The sequence below is a fragment of the Enterococcus sp. DIV1337a genome (assembly GCF_051712285.1).
Lineage (GTDB): Bacteria > Bacillota > Bacilli > Lactobacillales > Enterococcaceae > Enterococcus > Enterococcus faecalis.
Map to the genome: position 1 here is coordinate 1422841 of NZ_JBIOOP010000001.1, position 22059 is coordinate 1444899.

Sequence of the window (22059 nt, forward strand, 5' to 3'; positions counted from 1 at the left end):
CGTTATTGTTGTTTTTGATTAAACGTCTCGCTCTTTTCCTCCTAGATTATCCTATTCTCCCGCAAAACAACAAAAAAACGGACTGAAAATCAGCCCGTTTTTACACTTATTCATGATTACCTGAATAACCTTTACTATTTTCCTTGGTTTTTCATTTGTTGCATCATTTGTCTAACCTTTTTCTCTGACGGTTTTTGACCCATTGATGCCATCATCATGCGTAACATATCCTCATTAACGGGAGGATTTTTTTTGAAATAATCTTGCATATATTTGCGTGCAAGGAAAAAGCCCCCTGCAGCGCCTACTAATAAAGCGATTACTGCGATTAATACTACCCAACCTGTTGCCATTGAAACTCTCTCCTCTCCGTATAGTTTTGCTCTCAATGAATTATTTTACTAGAAATAGCAAAAAAAGAAAAGTTCTTTTTGCGGGATTTCTCTTAAATAATGAAAAAAGTCTGATTTTTTTGCAAAATAGTGATTAAAAGTCAAAATATACGCTCTTAAATGCCCATAGGACCTTTAAGAGCGATTCTTGCTTTAGTTTTGTCCTTGAATTTTTTCCAATAATTCTGGATCAAATGTTTGATTTTTTAACATCGCAATTTCAAAGCCGTAAGGGGCCTTTTTATTTTTTTTGTCTTCTCCGACATAAGGTGTTTCTAAAATTTTTGGTAAAGCAGCTAATTTTTCATGGTGAACCACACCATTTAAAGCTTCAAAACCAATAGTGCCAAAGCCAATATTGGCATGACGATCTTTATGTGAGCCCATAGGATTTTTAGAATCATTCACATGAATAACTTTTAAACGATCCAATCCGATAATTTTATCAAATTCAACTAATACGCCATCAAAATCATCTTTTACATTATAACCTGCATCATTAATGTGGCAAGTATCCAAAGTGACAGAAAGTTTATCATTTAGCGTAACTCCGTCAATAATCGCAGCTAGTTCATCAAACGTACGGCCGATTTCGGTTCCTTTACCAGCCATTGTTTCTAAAGCGATTTGAGGGATTTGCTCTTTCCACAAGACTTCATTTAGACCTTTAACAATTTGTTTAATGCCGGCTTCTGGACCTGCACCAACATGCGCACCTGGATGTAACGTGATTTGCGTTGCTCCCAATGCTTGTGCTCGCTCAATTTCTTGACGCAAAAAGTCTACGGCAAAACCGAAATTTTCCGTTTTAATTGTATTACCTAAATTAATAATATACGGGGCATGAACGACGATATTACTTAAATTGTGTTCCTTCATAAAAGCTTGCCCAGCTTCAATATTCATTTCTTCAATCGGTTTCCGGCGCGTGTTTTGTGGCGCACCTGTATAAATCATAAAGGTTGTTGAGCCATAACTAGCCGCTTCCTCGGCAGAGCCTAGTAGCATTTTCTTGCCACTCATACTAACGTGTGATCCTAATAACATGTGGTTCCTCCTAATAATTCTTCTTTTTCTTTTGGTGGTGTTGATACTGTTGCAGCCATTCTTCTAGCGTGATTTTTGTTACTAATTCGCCAATTAGTTCATAGGGTATTCGCTTAGGATTAGTGAAACGAAGACAACTTTTTCCCATGTTTAGCTTTGTTGACACTTGTTCCTGATAGGCTTCTTGAAACCAACTTCGGACGGCTTCATTTCCCATTAAGCCCATGTGATATAAAGCTACTTGCCTTTTAGTAGCGCCTAAGCTGATAAATGGTAACGGTTCATCCACACGGTTAAGATAGCCTTCTGGAAATACTGAAAGCGGCACAACAAAGGTTGGCATGCCATATTGCATCGTTAATTCAAATCCTGCTGGCAAATTTTGCGAAACGACGTCTAATACTTGCTGATAAGCAATTCGCCAGTTTGGTTCAACTGTTTCGATGTATGCTGTAACTGTTTCAATTGACTGCGCCATTATTTCTTCCTTTGCTGATAAAGAGCTTTGGTTTTATAGCCTTCTTTTAAAATGACTAACATTTCAGTTTGCCGCTTTTTCCGTGTCTCCGCTCGCTTTGCACTAAACACATACCGCGCCCACTCTTTTTGATAACCAGGCGTTAATGCAGCGAATGTCGCTGCAGCAGCTGGTTCTGTTTGTACCAACGCTTCAATTTCTGGTAGATATTGAACATAATCCCCAACAGCAGAACTGGTCTGATTCTTCGCTGGCTTTTTAAGAACATTCTTCATGCCGACAACCGTAAAAGTCTCATCTAAACTAACCATGCGATTAAATTTTAAGGTTGAGCCTTTAATATATCCATCTGCCTCGTTTACTTGTAGTGTTGGAAAAATTTCATCTCGGTGGACAAAGGTTTGATACATTTTATTGCCTTTTTTCGGATAAGCCACATATAACAACCCATTTTCTACTAAATGTTGACCTTCAATCACCATTGAAACAATCTCTTGAAATTCCGCCATCGTTTTCACAAATGTAAAAATCAGCTCAACTGGTTCTGAGGGTAATTGCTGCGCGGCTGAAGCAAATTCAGATAGATACTCTGCCTGCGGTCTATTTAAAATAACTGGTTGCTGATACTTCGTTAAGTTTAACTTTTCGACAATTGATTTCATAACCTACTCCTTATAGCGACTGCACTTTTTATTCTAGCATAGCACAAGTTATCTGTAATTGAATATGCCCAATAGTAAAAAAGAGTTTTTTATAACAGAATTAATCCCAATTTATCTTTTTTAAAAGCGAAAGCTTGGAACCTGTTGTCTAAACGACCTTCGTCCCAAGCTTTCATTTTTTTAGTATTTTAACAAGAAATATTTTTTCTTACCGCGACGAATCACAGTAAATTGCCCTTCGATTTTATCAGTTTCTGTCAATTCAGCTGCTAAATCTTGTCGACGCTCTCCATTGACATAAATCGCTCCATTTTGAACATCTTCACGGGCTTGACGTTTGGATGGTTCTATTTTTGAGGTAACTAATAAGTCGACTAAACTTAATTGATCCTCTGGTTGCACCTCATAAGTCGGTACATCTTTAAAGCCTTGTTTAATTTCTTCTGCTGTTAAACTTTGGATATCCCCGCTGAACAAAGCTTCTGAAATTTTAACCGCTTGATGATAGGCTGCTTCACCGTGGACTAAAATGGTCACTTCTTTTGCTAACGCTTTTTGCGCAGCACGTTGACCTGGGTTCGCCGTAAATTCTTCTTCAATTGTTGCAATTTCGTCCAATGTTAAGAAAGTAAAGTATTTCAAGAATTTCACTACGTCACGATCATCTGTGTTTATCCAGAATTGATAAAATTCATACGGCGAAGTTTTTTCAGCATCTAGCCAAACTGCGTTTCCTTCTGTTTTACCAAATTTGGTACCATCCGCTTTTGTAATTAAAGGCATGGTTAAGCCAAATCCTTGAACTTCTTGTTCTCGGCGTAATAATTCAATCCCTGAAGTAATGTTTCCCCATTGATCACTGCCGCCTAATTGCAATAAACAACCTTCTGTTTCGTACAATTTCAAGAAATCATACGCTTGTAATAATTGATAAGCAAATTCAGTATAAGAAATTCCTGTTTCGATTCGGCGTTTCACGCTTTCTTTACTCATCATATAGTTAATTGTAAAGTTTTTTCCAACATCACGTAAGAAATCAATTAAAGAAAGCTCTCCAAGCCAGTCATAGTTGTTTGCTAGAATCGCTGGATTTTTTTCATCTTCAAAATCGATAAAACGTGACAACTGACCCTTAATACTTTCAGACCAAGCTTTCACTGTATCAAGTGTGTTTAAACTACGTTCTGCATCTTTGAATGATGGATCACCAATCATGCCTGTTCCGCCACCAACTAAAGCAATGGGCACATGACCATTTTGTTGGAAACGACGTAACATAAGAATTGGCAGTAGATGCCCGATGTGTAAACTGTCTGCCGTTGGATCAAAGCCGATATATAATTTAACAGATTCTTCATTTAATTGTTTTTTTAAGGCTTCTTCATCTGTGACTTGGTAGACCAACCCACGGGCTTTTAATTCTTCAAAAAAAGCTGAATTCATGATTTTCCTCCTATAGTAAAACATAATAATAGATCAAATTCCCCTATTCATAGTAACCGATTCTGTCACACTTGAAAAGTCAAAAAATGGGATTTCCCTATTTTCTCTTAAGTTTTTTCAACAAAAAATGGCAATTGGTGTAGAAACTATTCATAGAAGCTTTTTTTTGCTATAATAACACAGAATGTATCATTTTATTGAGGTGAAGCTTTTGAAAAATAATTCAAGTAACAATAAGCAAAAACCAACGACCTCTTCTGGCGGCAATGTCTTTTTACTTATTTTAAATGTCATTATTCGCGTTTTTCAGTCATTAGTGGTTTTTGGGGTTATTCTGATTGTCTTAGGTGGCTCTCTTGGCTTAGGTATCGGAATGGGCTATTTTGCTTTTCTAGTTGAAGATACACAGCCCCCAACGAAGGAAGAATTGCAAAAAGAAATCAGTGATATTACCGAAGTGTCAAAAATGACTTACGCAGATGGTACTCCGATTGCTAACATCAAATCAGATTTAATTCGGACACGAATTAACGGCGATCAAATGTCTCCATTGCTAAAAAAAGCCATTATTTCAACAGAAGATGAATATTTTGAAGAACATCATGGGGTGGTCCCAAAAGCGCTAGTTCGAGCGCTGATTTCTGATGCGACAGGCATCGGCGGTTCTTCTGGTGGTTCAACATTGACTCAGCAATTGGTGAAGCAACAGATTTTAACTGACGAAACGACTTTTAAACGGAAAGCCAACGAAATTTTATTAGCTTTACGTATTGAAAAATACTTTTCTAAGGACGAAATCGTAACAACTTATCTAAACGTCTCCCCTTTTGGTCGTAATAACAAAGGTGAAAATATTGCAGGCGTGGAAGAAGCAGCCAAAGGACTCTTTGGTAAAAGTGCCAAGGACTTGAATCTTCCTCAAGCGGCCTTTATCGCAGGACTTCCCCAAAGTCCCATTGTTTACACGCCCTATACTAACACTGGTGCCTTGAAAGACGATTTGTCTTTAGGAATGAAGAGAAAAGATTTTGTTCTTTTCAGTATGTACCGAGAAAAAGCTATTTCGCAAAAGGAATATGAAGAAGCCAAAGCTTACGACTTGAAAAAAGACTTTTTACCAACAGAGCAGGCCAATGTCAATACAGAAGGCTATCTATACTATACGGTGTTAGATAAAGCAGTTGAGATTGTCATGGATTTAGATATGAAAAAAGCTAAAGTTAATCGTGATGATTTAGATCAAGTTGGTTTAGATCAATATGAAGAACAAGCACGTCGTGAAATCCAGTCGCAAGGCTATACAATCCAATCGACTATTGATCAGAACATTTACAACACGATGCAAACCGCTGTCGCAAATTATGGTTATTTGCTTGATGATGGCACTGCAGATGTTAATGGAAATACAATGATTGAAACTGGGAATATTTTAATGGATAATGCTACTGGTCGGATCCTCGGCTTTATCGGTGGTAGAAACTTCGATATTAATCAAAACAATCATGCCTTTAATGCCGATCGTCAAGTTGGATCTACGATTAAACCAATTTCTGTCTATGGTCCTGCGATTGATCAAGGACTCATTGGTTCTGAAAGTCGTTTGGCCAACTACACGACTACTTATTCAGATGGCACTCCTTTTGCTAACTCAACAACTGTGGATTTAAATCAATTTGTAACCGTTCGAAACGCTTTAAACTGGTCTTTCAACATTCCTGTGTATCATGTGAACGAAGAATTGAAAAAGAAAAAAGGTGATGATAATTTTTCTTATAATCACTACTTAAGCAAAATGAACTATCCAGCTTCAGATGCTTGGGCTTACGAATCCGCGCCTTTAGGTCCAGTCGAAACAAATGTCGTAACTCAAACAAACGGCTTCCAAGCGCTTGCTAACAAAGGTAAATATCAAAAAGCCTACATGATTGAAAAAATTACAGACAATAGCGGACATGTGGTCTACGAACACAAAGATGAAGGAACGCAAGTTTATTCACCAGCGACCGCTTCTATTATGAATGACTTGTTGCGTTCAGTGGTCGATTCTGCAAATACGACAAAATTCAAACCAACATTAGCTGGCTTGAATCCTCATTTAGCTAGTGCTGATTGGGTTGGAAAAACTGGGACGACTGATGACTATAAAGATTCCTGGCTGATTGTCTCTACCCCAACTGTGACACTAAGTTCTTGGGCAGGACATGATCTACCAGCGCCAATGACGATGACCAGCGGCGACAACAACGGGAACTATATGGCGAACTTAGCCAACGCGCTGTACTATGCGAATCCGGAATTGTTTGGCATTGGTCAAAAATTTGAATTAGATCCAAGTGTCATTAAATCAAAAGTTTCTGAATTTACTGGTGAAAAACCTGGCTCAATTACCTATAATGGTGCCAAATTCAATACACCTGGTAAAACTACGACTTCATACTATGCCAAAGATGGTGCGCCACAAAGTACCTATAAATTTGGGATCGGTGGAACAGACAGCAATTACGCTTCTTACTGGGGAAATCTTGCTCCACGTGCTACCACAAATAATAACAACAACAATAACAATAAAAACAACGATAATAAAAAGAACAATAATTAACTCGCTAAAATGAGCCAGAAAACGTATTTTTCTGGCTCATTTTTAGGTATCAAAAAACGGCTAAACTAAGAGTTAACGTTCTTAGTTTAGCCGTTTAATTCAATTTATTTTGTTGAACCTTTTTGATCAATTCCATAAGGTAAAACAACTGTTTTTTCTTCAATTTCTTCTTTGTTCATTAGTTTTGTTAATAAACGCATTGACACGGCACCGATATCATATAAAGGTTGTGTAATACTTGATAGACGTGGACGAGAGACTTCTGTAAGCAATGAGTTATTGCTTGTAATGATTTCAAATTCTTCTGGAACTTTCACGCCAGCATCTAGCATCCCATCTAATAAACCAATCGCTAGCTCATCATCTGTAACAAAGGCAGCTGTTGCTCCACTGTTACGGACACGCTCAGCCAAATTAATGCCTGCTTTAAATTTATATTCAGATTCAAAAACTAAGCCTTCATTATAAGACAAGCCATTTTCCGCTAAGGCTTCTTTGTAGCCTTTCATTCGGTTTTGACCATTAATTGGATCGATTAATGCACCACTAACAAAAGCAATTTTTTTGTTTCCATTTTTCGCTAAAGTCGCTGTTGCATCTTTCGTTGCTTCTGTGTAATCAATATTAACGCTACCAACTTGTTCGTCTGGATCAATTGAACCTGCTAAGACAACAGGTGTTTTTGAACGTGAAAATTCACCACGAATATCATCTGTAATGCGATGACCCATAAAGATAATCCCATCTACTTGCTTGGCAAGTAAATTGTTTAATACAGTGACTTCTTTTTGATCGTCTCCATCTGAATTGGCTAAAATGATATTGTATTTATACATTGTAGCCACGTCGTCAATACCACGTGCTAATGAAGCAAAAAATGCATTACTAACATCTGGAATAATGACACCCACTGTTGTCGTTTTTTTACTTGCTAAACCACGTGCGACTGCGTTAGGACGGTAATCTAAGCGATCAATCACTTCTAAGACTTTTTTACGTGTTGCTGGTTTTACATTGGGATTACCATTGACAACACGAGAAACAGTAGCCATTGATACATTTGCCTCTCTAGCAACATCATAAATTGTAATTGTTTGTTTTTCCATGTTTCTTCTCCTATAAATATGAATTTGTTCTCATTTTCTGAAAACACTGTTTACATTTCTTTCCTAGCCTAGAATATCAAAATTCTTCTATTTTTGCAACCGTTTTATCGTTTTTTCATGAAAATTTACTTTCCATTTCAAAAGGAACTTTTTGTCATTTCATGTTATGATAGTACTGTGATTCACTTCAGAATAAAAGAAAGAAGGATGTTTTATGAATCAAGAAAAAATTGCCGACTTAAAAAATTGGATGCACCAAGAAAAGATTGACTTCACTTATATTAGTGATCCTGGTCATATCGCTTACTTTTCCGGTTACGAAAGCGAACCTCACGAACGCGTGTTAGCTTTGTTTATCGCAGCGGACGACCAATCATTTTTATTTACACCTGCATTAGAAGTCGAAGATGCCGAAAATAGTAGTTGGACTTATCCCGTTTATGGTTATTTAGATAGCGAAAATCCTTGGGAAAAAATTGCGGCTTTATTAAATAAACGGACACAAGGTACACCACGCTTTGCTTTAGAAAAACAAGCTCTTTCCTTAGCTCGTTTCGATCAATTGAAAACATATTTCCCAGCTAGCGATTTTTCGCATGATGTTACGCCTTTAATTGAAAAACTTCAATTAATTAAAACAGAACCTGAAATTCAACGTTTACTAGAAGCTGGTAGTTGGGCTGATGTCGCTTTTGAGATTGGCTTTAAAGCAATTCAAGCAGGCGTTGCGGAACAAGAAATTGTTGCAGAAATCGAGTATCAATTAAAACGTCAAGGTATTCGCTCGATGAGTTTTGATACGCTAGTCTTAACAGGAAAAAACGGAGCTAGCCCTCATGGTGTACCTGGCGAAACAAAAATTGAACCCCATGACTTAGTATTATTTGATTTAGGTGTCGTTCATAATGGCTATTGTAGTGATGCCACACGAACAGTCAGCTACTTGGAACCTTCTGATTTCCAAAAAGAAATTTATGGAATTGTTTTAGAAGCACAATTAGCAGCAACTGAAGCGGTGAAACCTGGGGTTACAGCAGGCGAATTAGATGATATTGCTCGAGATGTAATCACAAAAGCTGGTTATGGTGAATACTTTAACCATCGCTTAGGCCATGGCATTGGAACCACTGTCCATGAATACCCATCGCTGGTTCATGGCAATGATTTAGTCATTGAAGAAGGTATGTGTTTCTCTATTGAGCCCGGTATTTACATTCCCGGAAAAGTAGGCGTTCGTATTGAAGATTGTTTACACGTAACGAAAACAGGCTCCGAACCCTTCACTAAGACAACCAAAGAATTGCAAATTATCCAATAGAATAAAAATAAAATGAGGCCATCAGTCAACCGGACTGATGGCCTCATTTCTAAATTTTAAGGTAAGCCGCTGAACCAAAGCAACACGATCCGTTGCTAACTTTCATGAGCTAAACGCTTATTACCCTTTAAATTCTTTTTTTACGTCTTTCGCTGCGTCTTTAACATCTTCTTTTGCTTCTGCAGCTTTTTCAGGAACGTCTTTGGTAGTTTTTTTTGCTTCATCGACACCAGCAGAAACAGTTTCTTTGGCCGCTGCCGCAGAATCTTTAACGTCAATATAGATATCTTCTGCTGCATCTTCGGCAATTTCACCTAAATCTTCTGCGTGATCTTGTGCATCGTCAGCTGCTTTTTTAAATTGATCAGATAAATCACCTGTTTGTTTTTTAAAGTTATCAAGCATGTCGCCAGAAACACCTTGTGCTTTATCCAACGAATCTTTTGTTTTTTCTTTGACAGATCCTGCCAAATCAGAGGCTTGATCTGATAAAACGCCGGCTTTTTGTTTTGCGATTTCTGTTAATTCTGTTCCTTTTTGAACAGCATAATCTGTGTAATCTTGCGCTTTGTTTTTTAAATCATCTGTTTGATTTGATAAATCATCACGTAATTCTTTACCTGATTTTGGTGCAAGTAATAATGCGGCAACAGCTGCTGCAGTTCCACCAATTACTGCTCCTAAGAAAAATCCGCCTTTTTTAGCCATAAAAATCTCCTCCAATTAATTATTTAATTATTTGTTTTTTGTATTTTTTGAACGCATTGCTCTAAAAGCAGAACCGCCTACTTTACTCACTAAACCAGCTTTTGCTGTGCCTTTCCCTACGGTTCCTACCTTCGTAATCAAATGTTTACTTGAGGTGTTCAATTCAGAGACACTTTCGCTTAAATCAGCAACGGCCGTAAACAACGGATCAATCGTTGCCACTTTTTGATTCACATCTGTCAATAGTTCATTACTTTTAACAAGCAAGCCTTCTACTTGGCGACTCAATACATTCACATCGCTAGTCACGACTTTAATTGTTGTATTTGTTTCATCAATCGTATCTTCAATTTTTGAAACAACTTGAGAAACTTTATATAACACAAGTACTAAAAAGATGACTAAAACAACAAATGCCACCGCTGCAATTAAGGCAGCAATTTCCCCACCTGACATATCATTACTCCCCTCTGAAATTTTATTTATAATCTTAGGATAACACCAACTTATATTTTTCACAACTCATAAAGCTAAGAATGACAATTTATTTTATAAAATTCTCATGGCCTTTCCTTTAAGAAAAAAAAGCGTAAAATTTCTTTCTAACGAATTGAAATTTTACGCTTTTTTCTATTTATTTTTCTTTTGGTTGCTCTTTTTTCGCTAATTGAGCGCCAAGTTTAATAATATATTCTCGTAAATTATCTTTTACTTCTGGATGGGTTAAACCATATTCAATGCTTGTTTTCATAAACCCAAATTTATCGCCAACGTCGTAACGTTCTCCTTTAAACTCACGAGCAAAAACGCGTTGTGTTTTATTTAAAGTGTCAATCGCATCTGTTAACTGAATTTCGTTACCAGCTCCTGGTTTTTGATTTTCAAGTACATCAAAAATTTCAGGGGTTAATAAATAACGACCGATAATCGCTAAATCACTTGGTGCTTCCTCAGGTTTTGGTTTTTCAACAAAATTCTCGACATTGTAAAGTCCTTTTTCGATTTCTTTTTCTGGATTGATAATACCATATTTTGAAGTATCTTGGTGCGGCACTTTCATTACAGCAATCGTCGAGGCATGTGTTTCTTCATAATCGTCCATTAATTGTTTCGTTAATGGTACTTTATCTTCCATTAAATCATCGCCTAACATCACAACAAAAGGTTCATTGCCAACAAATGCTTTCGCTTGTAAAACAGCATGTCCTAAGCCTTTCGGATGGGATTGACGAATAAAATGTAAATTAACATCCGTTGTTTCTTCGACTAATTTCAATAAATCAGTTTTATTTTTTTCTTTTAAATTATTTTCTAATTCAACATTTGAATCGAAATGGTCTTCAATCGGACGTTTGGCTTTGCCTGTCACAATTAAAATATCTTCGATTCCTGAAGCAAGTGCTTCTTCTACAATAAATTGAATCGTTGGTTTATCAACAATTGGTAACATTTCTTTTGCCATCGCTTTGGTAGCCGGCAAGAAACGTGTTCCTAACCCAGCTGCTGGAATAACTGCCTTTTTAACTTTCATCTTTTTTCCTCCTAAAAATCAAGTGTAAATTCGTTTTCGGTTTTACCATCGCGCAACATAATTTCTTTTGCTGCTTGTTGTACATCTTCGTCATTGTACAAGACATTGTAGATGGTTTCTGTGATTGGCATTTCAACCTCTAGTTGTTGTGCCAATTCATAAGCTGCTTTAGTTGTTGAAACACCTTCCACAATCATGCCCATGTTTTCTAAAACTTCATCTAACTTGTGACCTTTTCCTAACAAATTACCCGCACGCCAATTTCGAGAATGGACACTTGTACAAGTAACGATTAAATCCCCAACACCACTTAAACCAATAAATGTTAATGGGTTTGCTCCCATCGCAACCCCTAAGCGACTAATTTCTGCTAAACCACGAGTCATAATCGCCGCTTTGGCATTGTCGCCAAAGCCTAAGCCATGAATCGCTCCAGCGCCTAAAGCAATAATGTTTTTTAAGGCTGCCCCTGTTTCTACACCAATCACATCATCATTCGTATAAATTCTGAAGTAGTCATTCATAAACAACTCTTGCACATACACAGCATCTGCTAAATTTTCGCTTGCTGCTGTAATGGTTGTAATGTCATGAACAGCGACTTCTTCTGCATGGCTTGGACCAGATAAAACCACAATCCCTTGCCGTTTTTCTGCTGGAATCTCTTCCGCTATCACTTCTGAAATCCGCTTATGTGTACCTTGTTCGAGCCCTTTACTTGCATGAATAATAATTGGTTTTGTTTTTAAATGTTGGACCACTTCTTGTGCTACTGAACGAATAGCTTTAGTTGGTACCACGAACAGTACCGCATCAACATCTACTAAAGCAGTGGCTAAATCAGTGGTTGCCTGAATTGAAGCAGGTAATGTTAGTTCTGGTAAATAATGTTTGTTGGTATGTTTTGTATTTATTTCATCGATTTGCTCTGGTTTATTTCCCCAAATACAGACCTCATGTCCATTTTCGGCTAATACTTGAGCTAAAGCTGTCCCCCAGGAACCTGGACCTAAAACAGCGACTTTTTGATTCATCGGTGAAACTCTCCTTTCGCTAAACAACGTTACTTCTTTAGTTTACCATATTCTTCGATCAAGTTGGATTAAGAAGTTGTTATTTTTTTCTTTTGTTTCTCCCGATTGTAAAATTTCAAATTGGGATTTCTTCTGCGAACGATCACAATAACAATTGCTACCACGAACATCACTAAAGACAACAATTGCGAGACACGAATATTACTAAACGCATACAAACTGTCCATCCGTAACCCTTCGATGAAGAAACGTCCGAAAGAATACCATATTATATAACCTAAAAAGACTTCGCCTTCTTTTAAAAAGTGTGGCTTTTTGCGTAATAGCACTAAAACGATAAAGCCTAAAACATTCCAGACAGATTCATATAAAAATGTTGGTTGATGATACGTTCCGTTGATATTCATGTTATCAATGATAAACCTTGGTAAATGGAGATTTTCTAAAAATTGTCTGGTGGTCGCTGGTCCATAGGCTTCATGATTCATAAAGTTGCCCCAACGACCAATTGCTTGCGCTAAAATCACACTTGGTGCGGCAATATCTAAAAAAGTCCATGTAGAAATGAAACGATGACGCGTAAAGAAAAACAGCGCCAGTCCCCCACCAATAAGACCACCATAAATCGCTAAGCCACCATTTCGAGTAAAGAAAATTTCAATCGGATTGTCTACATAATCTTGCCATTGAAAAGCGACGTAATACAAGCGCGCGCCAACAATTGCTGCAGGTAATCCCCAGAGCATAAAGTCAAAGACATCATCTTCTTTTAAACCAACACGAACGGCTTCGCGACTACTTAGCCAAACAGCTAAAGCAATCCCTGAAACAATAATAATTGCATACCAATAAACGGGAATACCGAAAAGGCGAAATGCAATTGAATTTACTTGAGCTAACATCATCACATCTCCTCCTTCTATTCTCCTGAATTTTCTTCAATCAAACGAGTTAAGCGCTCTTCGAACGTTTTTGTTGCATCATAGCCCATTGTTTTCGCGCGGAAGTTCATTGCTGCTACTTCAATAATAATGGCCACATTTCGGCCAGTCTTAACAGGAATGCGAATCTGAGGGACATCAACGTTAGCTATTTCGACCATTGCATCATCACTACCAAGGCGATCATATTTCTTGTCTTTTTCCCAGGCCTCTAAATAAACGACCAATTGAACTTGCATAAAGCCACGGACCGCGCTAGCACCAAACAGGTTCATGACATCAATAATCCCGATACCACGAATTTCAATTAAATGCTGCAAAATTTTTGGTGGTTCTCCAACCACGGTTAATTCATCCTGCTGATAAACATCGACACGATCGTCTGCAATTAGCCGATGGCCACGTTTAATAAGCTCTAAAGCTGTTTCACTTTTACCAATACCGCTATCCCCTTGAATCAATACACCAAGTCCATAAACATCCACTAAAACCCCATGGACACTTGTCCGAACAGCCAAACGGCCATCTAAATAACTGGATAGTTCCCCTAATAAACGGGAAGTTGAAATCGGTGAACGTAACACAGAAACCCCATTTTCTTTTGCTGCTGTAATCAATTCTTCGGGGATTTCTAGTCCTCTGGATACTATAAAGGCTGGAGTATCTTTCGCACATAAACGGCGCATCACTAATAAACGCTCTTCAGGCATCATTCGTTCCGCAAAGGTAATTTCTTTGCTCCCAAATAATTGTAAACGATCATGCGAATAATAATTAAAGTACCCAGTTAATTCTAAACCTGGCCGGGAAATTTCACCAGTTTTAATTGTTCTATTTAAGCTTTCTTCATCTCCATAAACTACTTCTAAAGAAAGATTTTCTACCAGTTGATAAATCTTTACCACTTCTGTCATATCGAATGTCAGTCCTTTCTGCTACTTGTTATATTTTATCATTTAAAAATACAAGTTTCTAGCTATTCACTAGATAATTCCTAGAATTATCATATTTCAAAAAAAAGAAATTATTTTTCAGTGAAATTACCCATGCTATTTCTGTTACTTGACTATTTCAGAAAACTTTGTATACTTGAAGCCGATCCTTTTAAGAAAAGAGGAAACTTATGAAAGAATATTTAAAGGAAAAAGCCCATCAATTACCGTTAACGCCGGGTGTTTATTTAATGAAAGACGCAACCGACACAATTATTTATGTGGGTAAAGCCAAAAAATTAAAAAATCGCGTGTCGAGCTATTTTATTAATAGTAATCAACATTCTCGAAAGACGATGCGTTTAGTCAAACAAATTATAGACTTCGATGTTCTCCATACTGACACAGAATTGGATGCGCTCCTCCTAGAATGTCAACTGATTCAACAGTATCGGCCGCGCTACAATCGCCAAATGAATGCTTATGAACAATATTCTTATGTATCGGTAGCCGTTAATGAGCGGCAATTAGAGATTAAACTCTTAAATATTCCCACTAAAGAGAACTGTTTTGGTCCTTATTCGATTCGTCGAAAATTAAACCGTTTAAAAATAATTTTGGATAATATCTACGATCTCGTCCCAACCAACTATTGGCATCAAACCTTTCAAAAAGAGAGTGCCATTCCGACCGAACTATTTCAACAAGAATTGTTCGACTTTTTCCATAATCAAGGACGAGAACCAATCAAACGAATTGCTCAACAAATGCAAGAGGCTGCTGAAAAACAAGCCTTCGAAAAAGCGGCAAAACTCAAAGAAGATTGGCTCTTTCTGACACGTTTTGCAAACCAAAATCAACGAATTAGTCAAGCTAACCAAAGAGATTGGCAATTGATGTGGTTACCTTATCAGAAAAAAATCAAATACTATTTAATTTACCAAGGCTTGGTGGTAGCAACACGTGTTGTAACTAAACAAACGTTTCAAAAATATCCAACGCTTGAACTAGCAAAAAAAATCATGCCCAAAAAACCACCGAAAACAATCGAACATTATTCGAAGCAACAAGTTGATTTTTTAAACATTTTATATGGCTATATCAGCCGCCATCCAGAATGTCACCTAGAAAATTTAACCATCGAAAAAGCCTGAAGAACGCATTTTAGGCTGCGCTCTTCAGGCTTTTTTTATTCATATTTAGATAAATTGTGATCCGTAACGATCGTATTGACAATTGACATAATTACAGCCATTAGCACCGCTGCCCAAAAACTTGAGAAGCCAAAGTTCATTTCGCCCACAAAAAACGAGGTCATTTGTAAAATCGCTGCATTGACAACAAAGCTAAATAGACCAAACGTTAATAAAGTAAATGGGAGCGACAAGATTGTTAAGACTGGTTTCACCAACATATTTAGGATTGAGAGAACAAAGGCGGCAATAATTGCAGGCATTATGCCTCTCACATGAATCATGCTAGGAAAAACAACTGATAAAGAAATGAATGTCAGTGTATTAACAACCAATCGCTGAAAATATGTCATTAAAAGTCACTCCATTCGTCATCATCAATTTTTTCCGCTTCTTTACGTTGCTTTTTATTGGCAGCATAAGGATTTTCATTGCGAACATTTCTATTATAAGGATTTTGATGGCCGTAGCCACGATCGCTTCCTGTTCTTCCAGAAGGGATCAAGACTGCTAAGGCAATGTATAAGAGAATGCCTGGAAATCCTGCTGAGAAAAAGCTGAGCAAGACATAAACGACACGAATAATTGTTGGGTCAATTCCTAGCCAATCAGCAATCCCAGCTAAGCTTCCTGTTAAAACCACGTTATTCGGAGATTTTGTTAGTTTTCTTTTCATATGTTTTCACCTCGTCTACTAAATTTTACACTAGAAAGGCTGATTCGTCAGCCCATCTAGCTTAAAATTATTAATTATTTATCAGTATCTTTTAGGAAAATACTTCCCGTTGTTGTAGAAGCATTAATTTGAGCCATTGATTCTTCCAATACACGTCTAAAATGTAATTGTTGATTGCCGCGATCTTTCTTTTCACGAACCACTTCAATATCTGTTAAGCGGCTGTTAATACTACCTAAATTAGTTTTCACTTGCCCTTCAACGCCTAAGTCATTAGGCAAGGCCAATTTGATATTCCCATTTGCAGAGCTTGCTTCAACACGACGAAGCGTTTTTTCTTTAGCTGTAATGCGGATATCTCCATTAATCAGAGAAACACTTAGACTTTCTGGTGCCGCGGAAATAGACACATCACCATTGACTGTTTCAATAATGTTATCTAAAATTGTCCCTTCTAAAACTTTAATTTCACCATTCACGCCTTCAATTTCTAACATAGTTGCATCAATTTTTTTAAACGTAATCGTGCCATTCGTCGATTTTGTGTAAACATCTTTCGCTGTTAACTCTTCTACTAAGACATTTCCGTTTAATAATTTAACAGATACATGATCGTAAGTACGTTTTGGTAAATAGAACGTTAAATCTGCTTTCACCCGTTTATTTGGCACTTGGAAAGAAATCGTTTCATCATCCACATCAATGTCACTTCGTTCTAAGAAAGCTTCCATTGGTGAATCTCCTGCCATTTTACCATATAATTTGATTTTTGCTTCGACTCTAACATCTTCTTGATCCCAAGTTTTGAAAACCACAGTACCATTTGCTACCTTGACATCAATTAAACTAGCTTGTGGATTTGGATAGTTAAACTCATGTTCAAACTTAGTTGTTGCCACACCAGGAACTTTCATTTTAATGTCTTTCCATTCCACATTATCATTCATGGTATCACTGAAAGAATTAAATGTTTTTTTCAAGAATTCTCCCACTTGGCCGCCAACTTCGGCAACTTTGCCGCCGACTTGGTTAAAGGTGTCTGTGGCTTGATCTTTCCACTCTTCAGAGAATTGAGAAGAAACTTTTTCTTTTGTATCATTCCATTGGCCTTTCCATTGTTCTTTGCGAATGTTTTTTAGTTCTTCTTCCAGTGCTGTTTTTTCAGTACTTTGAGTCGCTAATTTTTCTTCTAATTGTGCAAGTAAAACGTGCAAGTCTTTTCGTTGAACCTGTTCATCTTCTGTTAATGCATCTAATTCTTCTTTTGTATCTAATGTTCCAATTTCTTCTGCGACTTCTTTAATTTCTTCTTTGATGCCGGCAATTTCTGCGTTGACTTCGTCCAATTCAGCCGAAGCACGATTGGCTTTTGTTGCTAACTCATCAAGAATTCTTTCTAAGTTTTCACGATCTTTTTCTGCACTGTCCTGTGTATTTTCTTCAAACGAATCAACAGTAGGTCCTTCTGATTCGCCTTTTTCTAATGCATCCATTAAATCTGCGACTTGATCTTCTTTATTTGTTGTTCCAATATTTTGTGTATCAACTTTTTCAGCAGCTTTTTCGATTTGTTTTTCATCTTTTTCAGTTGCCATATTTTCTAATAAAATTAACGCTTCTTCTGACGTTAGAATACCTTTTTTCACTAATTCTAATACGCGTTCTCTTTCTTTCATGGATATTGCCTCCTTAGCAAATTTTTCACTCAATAGTGTTTTCCTTACATGCATTATTATGCCTTGTTTTTAATCATTTGTCATAGGACTTAAGAACGATTTCTTCTCATTAGTAAGGACTAGTTTTATAAAATCAGTTCATTTTACGCTAAAAAAACTAGGAATTGGTCTAAAAAAGGCCGTCTCCTAGTTTTTTTATTTGTTTATCTTAAAATTGTTCGTCACGATTACTATTCAATTCGGTAATTTTACCAGTTGCCAAGTAAACAATCCACTCACAAATATTTGTGACATAGTCGCCAATTCTTTCCAAGTATTGTGCCACATGTAGATAATCAGTTCCGCTAATGACCGTTTCTGGATTAGCTTTCATTGCTTCTACGGCATGTTTGTAAATACTATCGAAATATTCATTAGTACGATCATCCATTTGTGCAATCATTCGTGCATCTTTTTGATCCGTTTTAACATAGGCGATTAAAACATTATCCACCATTTTTTTCACATAATCAGACATATCTGAAATTTCTTTTTCAATTTCAGGAATACGTGTTTCTCCTTTTAAGCGAATCGTTGATTTAGCAATTGAAACGGCATGATCCGCCATTCTTTCTAAATCCGAACTAGCTTTCATAACAGTGATAATCATACGCAAGTCCGTTGTCACTGGTTGTTGTAACGCAATCATTTCAAAACTCTTTTTCTCAAGTTTGACTTCCATATCATTAATTTCAATATCACGATCGATCACTTCTTGAGCTAATTTTTTATCATGATTAATATATGCTTTCACGGATTTATGGACGGCACTACTAACCATCATACCCATTTCATAAAATTGATTGTGCAGATTCAATAGTTCTTCTTCAAATTGTGTCCGTAACATTCTTTTTCCCCCTTTTAACCAAATTTACCAGAAATGTAATCTTCTGTTTGTTTTTCTTTTGGATTTAAAAATACTTTTTTCGTGTCATTAAATTCAATTAAATCACCTTGTAAAAAGAAGGCCGTTTTATCAGAGATCCGTGATGCTTGCGACATATTATGTGTCACCATAATCATGGTATATTTCTCTTTTAATGTTAACAGCATGTTTTCAATTTTACCACTAGAAACTGGGTCCAAGGCGCTAGTTGGTTCATCTAATAAAATAATATCCGGTTCCACAGCTAAAACACGAGCGATACAAACCCGCTGTTGTTGTCCACCAGAAAGTGAAAGTGCACTTTTGTGAAGTTTATCTTTGACATCCTCCCAAACGGCAGCGGCTTTCAAACTGGTTTCAACTGCTTCATCTAAAACTTGCTTGTCTTTGACTCCTTTTAGGCGCAAGCCATAAATCACATTTTCATAAACTGAAAATGGAAATGGATTTGGCTGTTGGAAAACCATCCCAATTTCTTTACGTAATTCAACGTTATCTGTTTTCGGTCCATAAATATCTTTTCCTTTGTAGACGACACTTCCAGTAATAGTTACGTCTGGGATTAAATCATTCATACGATTCAAGCAACGTAAATACGTTGACTTCCCGCAACCAGAAGGACCAATCATGGCAGTTAATTCTCCTTGATTAAAAGTTAAATCAATGCCTTTCAATGCTTCTTTTTTCCCGTAATATAAATGTAAATCTTTTGATGAAATAATTTCTTTGCCCATCTTGCTCCTCCTAACCAAAATGTCCTGAAACGTAGTCTTCCGTTGCTTGAATTTTTGGTCGTGTAAAGATTTTTCTTGTATGGTCGTATTCAATGACTTTGCCCATATAGAAGAAAGCTGTATAGTCACTAATCCGTGCCGCTTGTTGCATGTTGTGTGTCACAATGATGATGGTGTAATCATCTTTTAAATTCACTAACGTTTCTTCAACCGTTCCTGTTGAAATCGGATCTAACGCACTTGCTGGTTCATCTAACAATAGAATATCAGGTTTCATCGCAATTGCCCGAGCGATACACAAACGTTGTTGTTGCCCACCAGAAAGAGCTAAGGCGCTTTTGTTTAGGTTATCTTTCACTTGATCCCAAAGTGCGGCTTGCTTCAAACTAGTTTCAACGATTTCATCTAATTTTTTCTTATCCTTTTCACCATGCTGTTTCAATGCGAATGTGATATTTTCATAGATAGATTTACTAAATGGATTGGGCCGCTGAAAAACCATGCCAATGCGTTTTCTCATTTCGTAGACGTCAACTTCTTTTGTGTTGACATCGACATCTTTATACATGATTTTTCCAGTAACACGTGAATTGGCAATGCCATCGTTCATACGATTTAGCGAACGTAAATACGTGGATTTACCGCAACCAGAAGGGCCAATTAAGGCGGTTATTTTGTTCTTTTCAAATTGTAAATCAACACCTTTGATAGCCTCATTGTCCCCGTAAAAGACATGTAAGTCTTCCGTGTGTAACGCAATCGGGTCTTTTTGGCTATCTAGTTGAAGTAAATGGGTATCATTTAAATTGTATTCTTTCATGCTAATTCCCCTAACATTAAGCTGATGTCATTCTCTTATAAAGACGGTTGCCGATAAAACGAGCGCCAAAATTGAAAAGTAAAACTACTAAAATTAGCACAGCAGAAGCTCCCGCTGAGACCGCAGCGCCATCTGGCATCGTTCCTTCGGTATTAATTTTCCAAATATGCACAGCCAACGTTTCCGCTTGACGGAAAATGCTAATTGGACTTGATACACTCAATGGATTCCAATTACTAAAATCTAAGGCAGGTGCACTTTGTCCTGCTGTATAAATTAGCGCAGCGGCTTCACCGAAAATCCGACCAGAACTCAAAATAACACCTGTCAAAATTCCTGGTAACGCTTCTGGCAAAATAACTTTTTTAACTGTTTCCCAGCGTGAAAGACCTAAGGCTAACCCCGCTTCACGCTGTGTATAATGAATGGCTTTCAAGGATTCCTCAACATTTCTAGTCAATAATGGTAAGTTAAAAAATGTTAATGCTAACGCACCAGATAAGATTGAAAAGCCATATCCGATTTGTACAACGAAAATCAAGAAGCCGAACAGCCCCACAACAACTGAAGGCAATGAACTTAAAATTTCAATCGAGGTACGAATTAAATCAGTTAACCAATTCTTTTTCGCATATTCCGATAAGTAAATTCCAGCACCCAATGAAATTGGAATACTAATAATCATTGTAATCAATAGTAAATATAGTGAGTTAAACAGCTGAATACCAATCCCACCACCAACTTGATAGGCTCTGGATGGTTGTGTTAAAAATTCCCACGAAATATGTGGAATCCCTCTAGCTAAAATGTAAATCAGTAAGGCCGCCAAAATTAAAACAATGACGCCAGATACGGCATATAAGATACCTGTTGCGATTTTATCTGCTTTTTTTGCATTCATTATTTTAAGGCTCCTCTCTTACCGATAATTCGGATAACAATGTTGAATAGTAAAGACATCAACAATAGAATCAAGGCTAAAGACCAAAGAACGTTGTTTTCAACTGTTCCCATAATCGTGTTCCCAATCCCCATTGTCAAAATACTTGTTAGCGTCGAAGCTGGTGTTGTCAAACTAGTTGGCATCACAGCTGCATTTCCGATTACCATTTGGATTGCTAAGGCTTCACCAAACGCACGAGCCATACCAAAGACAACCGCAGTTAAAATACCAGGCACAGCTGCCCGCAAGACAACTTTATAAATCGTTTGCCAACGCGTGGCACCAAGCGCCAACGACGCTTCACGATAATGTCTAGGCACAGCTTTTAGCGCATCCACGGTCATTGTAGTGACCGTTGGTAAAATCATGACAAATAGCACAAACGTACCAGCTAAAATACCGAAGCCAGTTCCGCCAAAGATTGAACGGACAAAAGGAACAATGACAGATAAACCAATAAATCCATAAACAACAGAGGGAATCCCTACAAGTAATTCAATAACTGGTTGTAAAAATTTCGCTCCTTTTTTTGGTGAAATTTCTGTCATAAAAACAGCCGCTCCAATCGCAAATGGCGTCGCAACAATTGCTGACAAAAACGTTACAATAAAGGAACCCGCAATCATTGGTAAAGCTCCAACCATGGGTTTACCGTCTGCGCCGATATCACTTGGGTTCCAGTTTGTTCCAAATAAGAAATCAAACACGTTAATCTTATCTTTAAAGAATGTAGCAAGTCCTTTACTTGCAACAAAATAGAAAATTGAAACAACCACTGCTACAATTAAGGCAATACATAGGAAACTAATAAATTTTCCTCGTTGCTCCATCTTGGCTCTTTTCGATTTTGTTAATAATTTTTTCTGTACATCTTCCAAGAATATTTCCTCCTCAAACAATC

Annotated in this window: 23 protein-coding genes and 1 pseudogene; 3 read left to right on the top strand and 21 right to left on the bottom strand. The window is 37.2% G+C overall.

Annotated features, from left to right (window positions below):
• Nucleotides 1-134: 134 nt before the first annotated feature.
• From IGL49_RS06915 to tyrS, 6 genes and pseudogenes are all read right to left on the bottom strand, one after another.
• On the bottom strand, nt 135-353 hold the full coding sequence (locus IGL49_RS06915; protein WP_002357397.1) for a YneF family protein: 219 nt from the start codon (nt 351-353) through the stop codon (nt 135-137).
• Nucleotides 354-545: 192 nt separating this feature from the next.
• Nucleotides 546-1439, bottom strand: coding sequence for a deoxyribonuclease IV (locus tag IGL49_RS06920; protein WP_002361913.1), 894 nt, complete (start codon nt 1437-1439; stop codon nt 546-548).
• Nucleotides 1440-1449: 10 nt separating this feature from the next.
• Nucleotides 1450-1917, bottom strand: a complete 468-nt coding sequence (locus IGL49_RS06925; RefSeq protein ID WP_104853998.1) for a DUF1801 domain-containing protein — start codon at nt 1915-1917, stop codon at nt 1450-1452.
• On the bottom strand, nt 1917-2579 hold the full coding sequence (locus IGL49_RS06930; protein WP_104853999.1) for a YdeI/OmpD-associated family protein: 663 nt from the start codon (nt 2577-2579) through the stop codon (nt 1917-1919). Before IGL49_RS06930 ends, IGL49_RS06925 begins: the two co-directional genes overlap by 1 nt.
• Nucleotides 2576-2755: pseudogene (locus IGL49_RS06935) on the bottom strand (hypothetical protein). Before IGL49_RS06935 ends, IGL49_RS06930 begins: the two are co-directional and overlap by 4 nt.
• A 4-nt stretch (nt 2756-2759) precedes the next feature.
• On the bottom strand, nt 2760-4022 hold the full coding sequence (gene tyrS / locus IGL49_RS06940; RefSeq protein ID WP_104854000.1) for a tyrosine--tRNA ligase: 1263 nt from the start codon (nt 4020-4022) through the stop codon (nt 2760-2762).
• Nucleotides 4023-4206: 184 nt separating this feature from the next.
• Between tyrS and IGL49_RS06945 the strand changes: the two genes are divergently transcribed.
• Nucleotides 4207-6621 (top strand): transglycosylase domain-containing protein, encoded by a 2415-nt coding sequence (locus IGL49_RS06945; RefSeq protein WP_104854001.1) that lies wholly within the window; start codon nt 4207-4209, stop codon nt 6619-6621.
• A 104-nt stretch (nt 6622-6725) separates the two neighbouring features.
• On the opposite strand, the gene ccpA is transcribed toward IGL49_RS06945, so the two are convergent.
• Nucleotides 6726-7727: a catabolite control protein A gene (ccpA, locus tag IGL49_RS06950; RefSeq protein ID WP_002357319.1), complete on the bottom strand. Its 1002-nt coding sequence runs from the start codon at nt 7725-7727 to the stop codon at nt 6726-6728.
• A gap of 214 nt (nt 7728-7941) precedes the next feature.
• On the opposite strand from ccpA, the gene IGL49_RS06955 reads away from it, so the two are divergent.
• Entirely contained in the window at nt 7942-9045 is a 1104-nt protein-coding gene (locus IGL49_RS06955) for an aminopeptidase P family protein (RefSeq protein ID WP_104854002.1), read from the top strand.
• A 120-nt stretch (nt 9046-9165) separates the two neighbouring features.
• Here IGL49_RS06955 and IGL49_RS06960 read toward each other — a convergent pair whose 3' ends face one another.
• The 6 genes from IGL49_RS06960 to hprK all read right to left on the bottom strand — a co-directional run bounded on the left by IGL49_RS06960 (nt 9166) and on the right by hprK (nt 14173).
• The gene (locus tag IGL49_RS06960) at nt 9166-9753 is read right to left on the bottom strand and encodes a YtxH domain-containing protein (protein ID WP_104854003.1); all 588 of its coding nucleotides are present in this window, start codon (nt 9751-9753) and stop codon (nt 9166-9168) included.
• 27 nt (nt 9754-9780) lie between these two features.
• Nucleotides 9781-10209, bottom strand: a complete 429-nt coding sequence (locus tag IGL49_RS06965) for a DUF948 domain-containing protein (protein ID WP_104854004.1) — start codon at nt 10207-10209, stop codon at nt 9781-9783.
• 178 nt (nt 10210-10387) lie between these two features.
• Nucleotides 10388-11284 (bottom strand): UTP--glucose-1-phosphate uridylyltransferase GalU, encoded by an 897-nt coding sequence (gene galU / locus IGL49_RS06970; RefSeq protein WP_104854005.1) that lies wholly within the window; start codon nt 11282-11284, stop codon nt 10388-10390.
• A gap of 11 nt (nt 11285-11295) precedes the next feature.
• Nucleotides 11296-12318: an NAD(P)H-dependent glycerol-3-phosphate dehydrogenase gene (locus tag IGL49_RS06975; protein WP_104854006.1), complete on the bottom strand. Its 1023-nt coding sequence runs from the start codon at nt 12316-12318 to the stop codon at nt 11296-11298.
• A 68-nt stretch (nt 12319-12386) separates the two neighbouring features.
• Entirely contained in the window at nt 12387-13220 is an 834-nt protein-coding gene (gene lgt / locus IGL49_RS06980; protein WP_162782584.1) for a prolipoprotein diacylglyceryl transferase, read from the bottom strand.
• A 17-nt stretch (nt 13221-13237) separates the two neighbouring features.
• Nucleotides 13238-14173, bottom strand: a complete 936-nt coding sequence (hprK, locus tag IGL49_RS06985) for an HPr(Ser) kinase/phosphatase (protein WP_002357309.1) — start codon at nt 14171-14173, stop codon at nt 13238-13240.
• Between the two features lie 209 nt (nt 14174-14382).
• On the opposite strand from hprK, the gene IGL49_RS06990 reads away from it, so the two are divergent.
• Nucleotides 14383-15345 (top strand): GIY-YIG nuclease family protein, encoded by a 963-nt coding sequence (locus tag IGL49_RS06990; RefSeq protein ID WP_104854008.1) that lies wholly within the window; start codon nt 14383-14385, stop codon nt 15343-15345.
• A gap of 35 nt (nt 15346-15380) precedes the next feature.
• Here the strand turns inward: IGL49_RS06990 and IGL49_RS06995 are convergent, their stop codons facing one another.
• The 8 genes from IGL49_RS06995 to pstC form a co-directional block, all read right to left on the bottom strand.
• Nucleotides 15381-15737: a phage holin family protein gene (locus tag IGL49_RS06995; RefSeq protein WP_104854009.1), complete on the bottom strand. Its 357-nt coding sequence runs from the start codon at nt 15735-15737 to the stop codon at nt 15381-15383.
• Nucleotides 15737-16060 carry a PspC domain-containing protein gene (locus tag IGL49_RS07000; RefSeq protein WP_002357306.1) on the bottom strand — a complete coding sequence of 108 codons (324 nt, stop codon included), beginning with the start codon at nt 16058-16060 and terminating at the stop codon, nt 15737-15739. The genes IGL49_RS06995 and IGL49_RS07000 overlap by 1 nt, the downstream gene beginning before the upstream one ends.
• A 74-nt stretch (nt 16061-16134) precedes the next feature.
• Complete coding sequence (gene liaX, locus IGL49_RS07005) at nt 16135-17736, bottom strand: daptomycin-sensing surface protein LiaX (protein ID WP_104854010.1); 1602 nt, start codon at nt 17734-17736, stop codon at nt 16135-16137.
• Between the two features lie 208 nt (nt 17737-17944).
• Entirely contained in the window at nt 17945-18622 is a 678-nt protein-coding gene (gene phoU, locus IGL49_RS07010) for a phosphate signaling complex protein PhoU (RefSeq protein WP_002357304.1), read from the bottom strand.
• A gap of 14 nt (nt 18623-18636) precedes the next feature.
• The gene (gene pstB / locus IGL49_RS07015) at nt 18637-19395 is read right to left on the bottom strand and encodes a phosphate ABC transporter ATP-binding protein PstB (protein WP_002357303.1); all 759 of its coding nucleotides are present in this window, start codon (nt 19393-19395) and stop codon (nt 18637-18639) included.
• A gap of 10 nt (nt 19396-19405) precedes the next feature.
• Entirely contained in the window at nt 19406-20215 is an 810-nt protein-coding gene (pstB, locus tag IGL49_RS07020) for a phosphate ABC transporter ATP-binding protein PstB (RefSeq protein ID WP_002357302.1), read from the bottom strand.
• Nucleotides 20216-20231: 16 nt separating this feature from the next.
• The gene (gene pstA, locus IGL49_RS07025; RefSeq protein WP_002357300.1) at nt 20232-21116 is read right to left on the bottom strand and encodes a phosphate ABC transporter permease PstA; all 885 of its coding nucleotides are present in this window, start codon (nt 21114-21116) and stop codon (nt 20232-20234) included.
• Entirely contained in the window at nt 21116-22036 is a 921-nt protein-coding gene (gene pstC, locus IGL49_RS07030) for a phosphate ABC transporter permease subunit PstC (protein ID WP_002357299.1), read from the bottom strand. Before pstC ends, pstA begins: the two co-directional genes overlap by 1 nt.
• Nucleotides 22037-22059 lie beyond the last annotated feature (23 nt).